Origin of the sequence: Micromonospora sp. NPDC005206, from assembly GCF_040608175.1 — a bacterium.
Taxonomy (GTDB): Bacteria; Actinomycetota; Actinomycetes; order Mycobacteriales; family Micromonosporaceae; genus Micromonospora.
Map to the genome: position 1 here is coordinate 175,828 of NZ_JBEXHU010000019.1, position 6,903 is coordinate 182,730.

Genomic DNA, 6,903 nt, shown 5'->3' on the forward strand with positions numbered 1-6,903 from the left:
GTGCCACCGGCGCCGCCCGTCGGGCAGAGTGGTGCGGTGACCGTTGAGCTGACCCGCCCGGTGTCCCGCCGGCTGCTGGGGACCGAGACGCTGCTGGTCCTCGGTCTCTCCCTCGGCCAGTCCGCGGTCTACGCGGTGGTCTCGATCATCGCGAAGCTGACCGCCGACGGTCCGCTCTCCAAGCAGACCGCCTCGCTGAACACCTCCGCGTCAGCGAGACCCTGGCTGGACCTGACGTACCAACTGCTCGGCATCGTCTTCGCGCTGCTGCCGGTGCTGCTCGCCGTACACCTGCTCAGCCGCGATCCCGGCGACCCGGCGCGGACCCTCGGCCTGGACGCCCGGCGACCCGGCCACGACCTGGCGCGTGGCGCCGGCCTGGCGGCGCTGATCGGTCTGCCCGGGCTGGCCCTGTTCTGGCTGGCGGCGCAGCTCGGCATCAACGCCACGCTGGTGCCGGCCTCGCTGCCGGAGGTCTGGTGGGCCGTCCCGGTGCTGATCCTCGCCGCTGTGCAGAACGCCGTGCTGGAGGAGGTGATCGTGGTCGGCTACCTGGTCACCCGGCTGCGTCAGTTCCAGTGGCAGCTCGGCGCGATCATCGCGGCCAGCGCGCTGCTGCGCGGCTCGTACCACCTGTACCAGGGCTTCGGCGCCTTCGTCGGCAACGCGGTGATGGGCGTCGTGTTCAGCTACTTCTACCTGCGTACCCGGCGGGTGATGCCGCTGGTCATCGCGCACACCCTGCTCGACGTGGTCGCCTTCGTCGGCTACGCGCTGCTGCCCCGGGACTGGTTCAACTGGCTCTGACCGGTCGACCCGCCGCATCGGCCGGCGACGGCCGGTAGGCGGCCACCGCCCGGGCCGCGAGCCGATCGGCCGCCGCCGAGTCGCCCAGCGCCGCGGCGAGCACCGCCGCACCCGGCAGCAGTCGGGACGCCAGCCGCAACGCCAGCCACCCACCGGCCTGCGCCGTGAGCGGCGCGGCCAGCCGCCACGCGGCCTCCGCCGCCCGCGGCCACGTGCCCTCGACCGGGTCGTCCGCCGTCCCGACCGCGGCCAACGCGGCACGCGCGCTCTCCGCATCCGGGTGCACCTGGGTGAGCACCAACAGCTCGACCGCCCGGTCGGGGTGCGCGGGATCCCGGCCGTACGCCGCCGCCAGGTGCAGCACCAGGTTCGAGTGGGTCCAGAGCACCGAGGCCAGCTCGGCCAGCGGCGCGAAGAGCCCGGCCAGCGCGGCGGCCGCCCCGCCCGCGCCCGCCGCGCGGACGAACCGCCGGGTGGCCAGGCGGGCCAGGCCGTCCGCTTGGGCGTCCGGGTACCGGGCCCGCAGCCGCCCGGCCCAGTCGGCCGCGCCGGGGCCGAGAGCCCGCACCGCGGCCAGGGCCAGCAACTCCGGCGCGAAGCCGGGATGGTCGAGCAGGTGCGCGGTGACCGCCCGCAGCTCCGATTCGGGGGTGGTCTCTTGGGCCGTCGGGGTGGTCTCGCCGGCCACGACCGCGGACGGCGGCTGCTCTGCCGGGGTCTGCTCCGCTGGTTGTCGCGGTGCGGGGGCGGCCTGCTTCGGGGCCGCGTTCTTCCGGGGACCTGCCGCCCGCTTGGTCGGGGTCGTGGTGCGTTTGGTCGGGGTGGCCGCCGCCTCGGTAGAGCGCGCGGCGCGTCTGGTCGGCCCGGCAGCCGGAGTGGCCGGGGTCACGTCGGCGCCCGGCGATGTCGTGGCGGTCCCCTTCCCGGTCGAGGTGCCGGCTGCCTTCCGGGGGGCGGCCTTGCGGGCCGGGGTGGCCCGGGCCTTCGGCGTCCGGGTCGGCGTACCGGCCGGTTGCTGCGGGCCGCCCTCGGGTGCTCGCTCATCCGCCGGAGCCGCTGTGCTGCCCGGGTCGGTTGCCGCGGCGTCGGTTGGCTGGTCGACCTCCCCGGAACTGCCCGAGCGGCTCGGCTGGTCCGCGCCCGCCGCCGGACCGGGCTCGTCGACGCCCGTCGTGCCGCCGCTCGCCTCGGCTTCCTCGTCATTCCTGCTGGCGGCAGGGGCCGGCTGGCGGGGCAGGGGGCGGTCCGGCTCCGGTGGCTGGAAGAGCACCGCCGGGGCGGGCTTGGCTCGTCGAGGGCGCTGGGCGCCGGGGGTGGCCGGTGCCGCGGCCGGGTCGGACGCCGGCACTGCCTTCTCCACGGGCTGCTCGGCGGCCGTCGGCGGAGTGAAGGTCGGCCGTGGGGGGCGTCGGCGCGCGCGGTCAGCAGGCTCTCGGCGGGTCGGCTCGGCGGGCGGCTGCTCCTGCATATCGATGGAGCGTAGTCCCGATCACGCTGGCGCACAGCGTGGAAACACGGGGCCGGCGGCCTCGGTGGGCGTACGTCGGAAGTCGCTTTGCTCCCGGTGGGTGGCGACCTGTATCCTCGGGCGCGGTGGTCTACGGGCCACCAGGGAGACTTCGCCTAGTCTGGTCTATGGCGCCGCACTGCTAATGCGGTTGGGGTCTTAAAGCCCCTCCCGGGTTCGAATCCCGGAGTCTCCGCGCGAAAGCCGGGTGTGTACACTGGCTGAGCACCTGCGCCCGTAGCTCAATGGATAGAGCATCTGACTACGGATCAGAAGGTTAGGGGTTCGAGTCCCTTCGGGCGCACAGACAGCCCCCTAGCAGGCCTAACAGCCGCTAGGGGGCTTCTTCTTGTCTAGGCGTAGGCGCGTACAGAACCTTACTTTCGGTGCATGACCAAGATCAACTTTCTCCACATCAACGCCTACGAGCGTGACCTCAAGATCCGTAACCGCAGCCCTCGGACCGCCCAGAACTACAGGGAGACGCTGCTCCAGCTCTCGGCCTTCGTAGAGGAGGCAGACCTCCTGGAGCTGAGCCGTGGCTCGGTCGAGGGCTACATCCTCCACATCCTGGAGACCCGTTCGGCCGCTTCCGCCTCGGGCCGGTACCGGGCACTCCGGGCCTTCTACAACTGGGCCGTCCGGGAAGACCTCATCCCCTCCTCGCCAATGGCGAAGATGACCCCGCCGAAGGTCGTTGAGAAGCCCATCCCGGTAGTGCCGGACGAGGCGTTGAAGATCCTCCTAGCCGAGTGCTCCGGCACAGACTTCGAGAGCCGTAGGGATACCGCGATCATCCGCCTGTGGTGCGAGCCGGGTTCGCCTCGGGTCTCGGAGGTCTCCGGGATGACGGTGGGGGACGTAGACCAGGTGCTCGACCTCGTACGGCTGCTCGGGAAGGGTTCCCGGATTCGGGTTATCCCCTACGGCGCCAAGACCGGGCAGGCCCTCTACCGCTACCTCCGGGCGCGGAAGGCCCATCCGCTCGCCGCTGAGGGGAGCGGCTACGAGGACCGGCTGTGGCTCGGAGCGCGCGGTAAGCCCCTCACCGCCTCGGGCCTGTACCAGATGTTGGAGCGTCGAGCCCGGCAGGCCGGTATCGGGCACATCCACCCGCACCAGCTCCGCCACACGTCCGCCCACAACTGGCGGGTAGCGGGCGGGAGCGAGAGCGACGCGATGGTTCTGTTCGGGTGGGTCTCCCCGGAGATGCCCCGCCGGTATGGGCGCTCGGCAGAGGTCGAGCGAGCCCAGACCGCCGCCCGCCGGATCTCCCCGGCAGACCGGCTGTAGCTAGCCAAACCCGACAAATTGGACAAGACTCCCGCACGGGAGGTATCCACAATGGACGTTCACAAGATCGCACCCCGCCGGCTTCGGCCGAGCGGGGTGCCTGGCGTAGGGGAGACCCGATGAGCCCGATGGATCACGCGCGCTGGCTGAGCCCGCCGGAGGTTCCCCCGTGCCCTCGGTGGTGCGTCAAGGGGCTTCTCTGCCGCGAGGACGGGATGCACCACTCCCGGCCCTCTCCGGCTAACTCGCCCGACGCAACCGCCCCTATCCGCGTCTGGCTAGAGCAGCGCCACCGCCCGGCGGATGCAGCCCCGATGGTTGTCGTTGAGGTAACGGAGGGGAGCGGAGAGGTCCGGTACTTCTGGCTGCCGATCGAGCAGGCCCGACAGCTCGCCTTCCAGATCCGCCGCATAGTGGACTGGTCGAAGGGGGGTTAGCACTGTACAGCAGGTTAGTGCTCCGAAAAATTGCACATTTTTGAGGGGTCAGTCCGGCACTCGGGCCCGCCACTGATAAAGGGGCATCGATGGTTTCCAGGCATCTCTCTCGATAAATATATGTGCGTGCCGCACTCGGCATACAACAAATTCATTGTGGGCCTTTTTCACTGCGCACCCCTGCGCACAACGGGACGCTTTGGTTTATTAACTGAACGCATAGGCGCTTCACAATGCTTCGCAGCACAGCGACTGACAGTCGTGTTAGCTCCTGTTACGACGGCAGCCCGTCCGCAGCCCGCACTGTAAACAATGCAGTGAGTGCAGGAATGGCAGCACAATGGCACGCTAAACAATGTTTACTGCTCAATGCCTCGTGGCTCGCAATGGCTAGGAATGCGCATTGCGGATGGTCGATGGGTGGCAATGGCACGCATGACAGGTCTGACCCGACCCCGGTTTTCACGCCTCTTGGACCCACTCTGTCAGTAGCCTGCATACGTATCGTCGGGAACGTCTCCGAGAAACCTGCCACCGCCCCTACCCCTACCGCCCTAGCCTCTCGCCCTCCTCGCCCCGTACCGGCCAGCCTAGGGCTGTTTCCTGACAGGCTCCGGGCTCTCTCCCTATACGTACGCGGGGAGCGCGAGTCTGCTTTCTATCAAGCCGCATGCCCCCTGCCCCGGGCATGCCCCGACCATGCCCCCTTGCCCCGCCTTCTATAAAGGCGGGCGGGGCATGGGGCATAGAGGTCGGAGGCTTTGCCCCGCTAAACGATCTTGGGGCAATGGGGGCATGGGCGTAAAACCCGAGGTCAGGCCCATTGCCCCCATTGCCCTACCCATTGCCCCGGGGGCATGGGCCGCTAGCCCTCGTCGGCCCATTTACAGGAGCACGGCTCGGTCTCGGCGGGACGCTTCCCCGGATACCAATTCCGACCCTGCCTGACCTTCTGGTCGGTGTGGTAGATGTCGCCCTGCCGCTCCGCTTTCCGCAGCAGGTCCGAAGTGTCGGACTTCTTAGGGTTGAGCCGGAGAGCCTTAGCGACCTCGCCTGTGACGATGCCCGGCTCCATGCCCACAATGAGGACTGCCTCGTTCAGCTTGTCCTTATCGTCCTCGATGCGCTTCTTCTCGGGCTTACCCCCGTTGCTTTCGCCGACCGAAACCCGGTTGAGGGAGGGGTTGAATGCCAGGGCCGTTTTGTCGAGGCGTACCCCACGCCCCTCGACCCTGAGATGCCGGATGTCGTCCTTATCCGAGGTCATTGTCCATCGGGCATCCACCCAGTCATCGAGAGCGGTAGCGCCTCGGGCGTGCTCGCCCTCGCCCCGGCCCATATGCGCGAGGGTCAGGAAGCCCGACACCCCGGCCTCTGCCTTGATCTGGTCGATGCGGTCGGTTAGCCGTTCGGCACCCTGGTTCTCGTTCTCGTTGACCCCGGACCACACGCACAGCTTCCGCCAGGAGTCGAGCACGATCAGCCGTACGTCGTGCTTCTGGAGCCATTCCACCAGCCGCTCTGCGGAGGTGTCGTCGAGGATTGAAAGCGCCTTGCCGCGGAGGTGTAGCGGCACGATCCGGGACTGGTCATCGCGAGACAGACCCGCTATCAGTGGGCGGATCTCGTCGGTCCAGTCAAATGGGTCCATCTCCCCATTCAGCCAGGCAATCGAGCCCTCAGGCAGGAACGTCTCCCGCCCGAGGAACGGACGACCGGCGATGAGGTCGGCGGCCAGGTTCTGGACGAGGGTGGTCTTGCCCGTCTTGTAGCGGCCGGCGAGGACGACGTTATGCCCCATCCCCATAAGCCCCTCGGCCATGTAGCGGTGGTGCTCCCGCTCCCGGTCGAGCCAGTCCGACAGCGTCGCGCCGTCCTCCGGAGGAGCCCAGGAGGTAGACGCTGCCATCTCGCCCCGCACGACCTCCCGGGCAATGGCGTTAGCCCGGTTGAAGGCGAGCGCCTTCTTCATGTCGGAAACGGGCAGGTTGAGCAGGCCGTACTTAATGATCAGCTCGATAGCCTCGCGGCCGCGACTGTCGTTGGTCTCGTCGTCCTCGTCGCCGGCCACTGACGGCTGAGGCTTCCCGCTCTTGGGTTGGTTGCGTGGCTTGCGCTCCCGGACGGGGATAACCCCAGAGGCGCCAGGCTCTTCCACTTCCGGCACGCCCTCGGCCGAACTGAAGTCGTCACTCACTGGCGGGTCCTCCGGGGAGTACATGTCGAATCCAAAGAAGGTGTTGGCCGACTCCTCAGCCTGGGTGAGGGCACGGGTAGGGGTAGCCGCTCGGGCAGCGCGACGGGCCGCCTTCTCCGGGCCGGGCATTACCGCCGCCCCTCGTGGCCGTAGGGGCGCTGCCCTACCCGAGCGGAGCTACCCGGGAGAAGCCCGGCCGAGAGGCCGGCAGAAAGCCGTACGTAGCTGGCAAAGAGGGGCGGACGGTACATTAGAGGCTCCCTTGCGAGATGACGTAGGTGACCCCGGTTGGGCAGGCCGGGGTCATTTGCTTCCCTCCACAAGGGAGGTCCAGAAGCTAGGCGGCAAAGAGGGCTTCAGAACCCGACGCGGGTAGCGCCCCGTGCACTCCGGGTGGCGGCAGCGGTTAGGGCAGCCCCGAGCGCGGCACGACTCCCCCGGACAGTAGGTGTAGAAGCAGCGCGGGGTGTGGAGCCTAGTACTCCAGCCGGGGATCGTGATCATGGCTCGATGAGGGCTTGTCGGGTGTAGTGGCTGGCCTTGGCGCGGGCTTGGTGGCGGCGTCGACGGATGGACCAGAGCAGCGGGTCGGTGCGGCGGCGGGTGGGTTCGATGATCAGGATGTGGAACAGGTGGCGTAGCTCGTTGACGGTCAGCGGGAT

4 protein-coding genes, 2 tRNA genes and 1 pseudogene are annotated in these 6,903 nt (G+C 68.7%); 4 read left to right on the forward strand and 3 right to left on the reverse strand.

The window, feature by feature from the left end; genetic code table 11:
- The first annotated feature begins 36 nt into the window (after positions 1–36).
- A complete protein-coding gene (locus ABZU69_RS27565) occupies positions 37–807 on the forward strand; it encodes a CPBP family intramembrane glutamic endopeptidase (protein WP_354967212.1) in 771 nt (256 codons plus the stop codon).
- On the opposite strand, the gene ABZU69_RS27570 is transcribed toward ABZU69_RS27565, so the two are convergent.
- On the reverse strand, positions 794–2,167 hold the full coding sequence (locus ABZU69_RS27570) for a hypothetical protein (protein WP_354967213.1): 1,374 nt from the start codon (positions 2,165–2,167) through the stop codon (positions 794–796). The genes ABZU69_RS27565 and ABZU69_RS27570 overlap by 14 nt on opposite strands.
- 252 nt (positions 2,168–2,419) lie before the next feature.
- Here ABZU69_RS27570 and ABZU69_RS27575 point away from each other — a divergent pair.
- From ABZU69_RS27575 to ABZU69_RS27585, 3 genes are all read left to right on the forward strand, one after another.
- Positions 2,420–2,510 (forward strand) — tRNA-Ser (locus tag ABZU69_RS27575).
- Between the two features lie 35 nt (positions 2,511–2,545).
- Positions 2,546–2,618 (forward strand) — tRNA-Arg (locus ABZU69_RS27580).
- A gap of 86 nt (positions 2,619–2,704) precedes the next feature.
- On the forward strand, positions 2,705–3,607 hold the full coding sequence (locus ABZU69_RS27585) for a tyrosine-type recombinase/integrase (RefSeq protein ID WP_354967214.1): 903 nt from the start codon (positions 2,705–2,707) through the stop codon (positions 3,605–3,607).
- A gap of 1,302 nt (positions 3,608–4,909) precedes the next feature.
- On the opposite strand, the gene ABZU69_RS27590 is transcribed toward ABZU69_RS27585, so the two are convergent.
- Both ABZU69_RS27590 and ABZU69_RS27595 read right to left on the reverse strand, forming a co-directional pair.
- Positions 4,910–6,241 carry an AAA family ATPase gene (locus ABZU69_RS27590; RefSeq protein ID WP_354967215.1) on the reverse strand — a complete coding sequence of 444 codons (1,332 nt, stop codon included), beginning with the start codon at positions 6,239–6,241 and terminating at the stop codon, positions 4,910–4,912.
- A gap of 500 nt (positions 6,242–6,741) precedes the next feature.
- Positions 6,742–6,903, reverse strand: a pseudogene (locus ABZU69_RS27595) (IS701 family transposase); the annotation flags it as partial.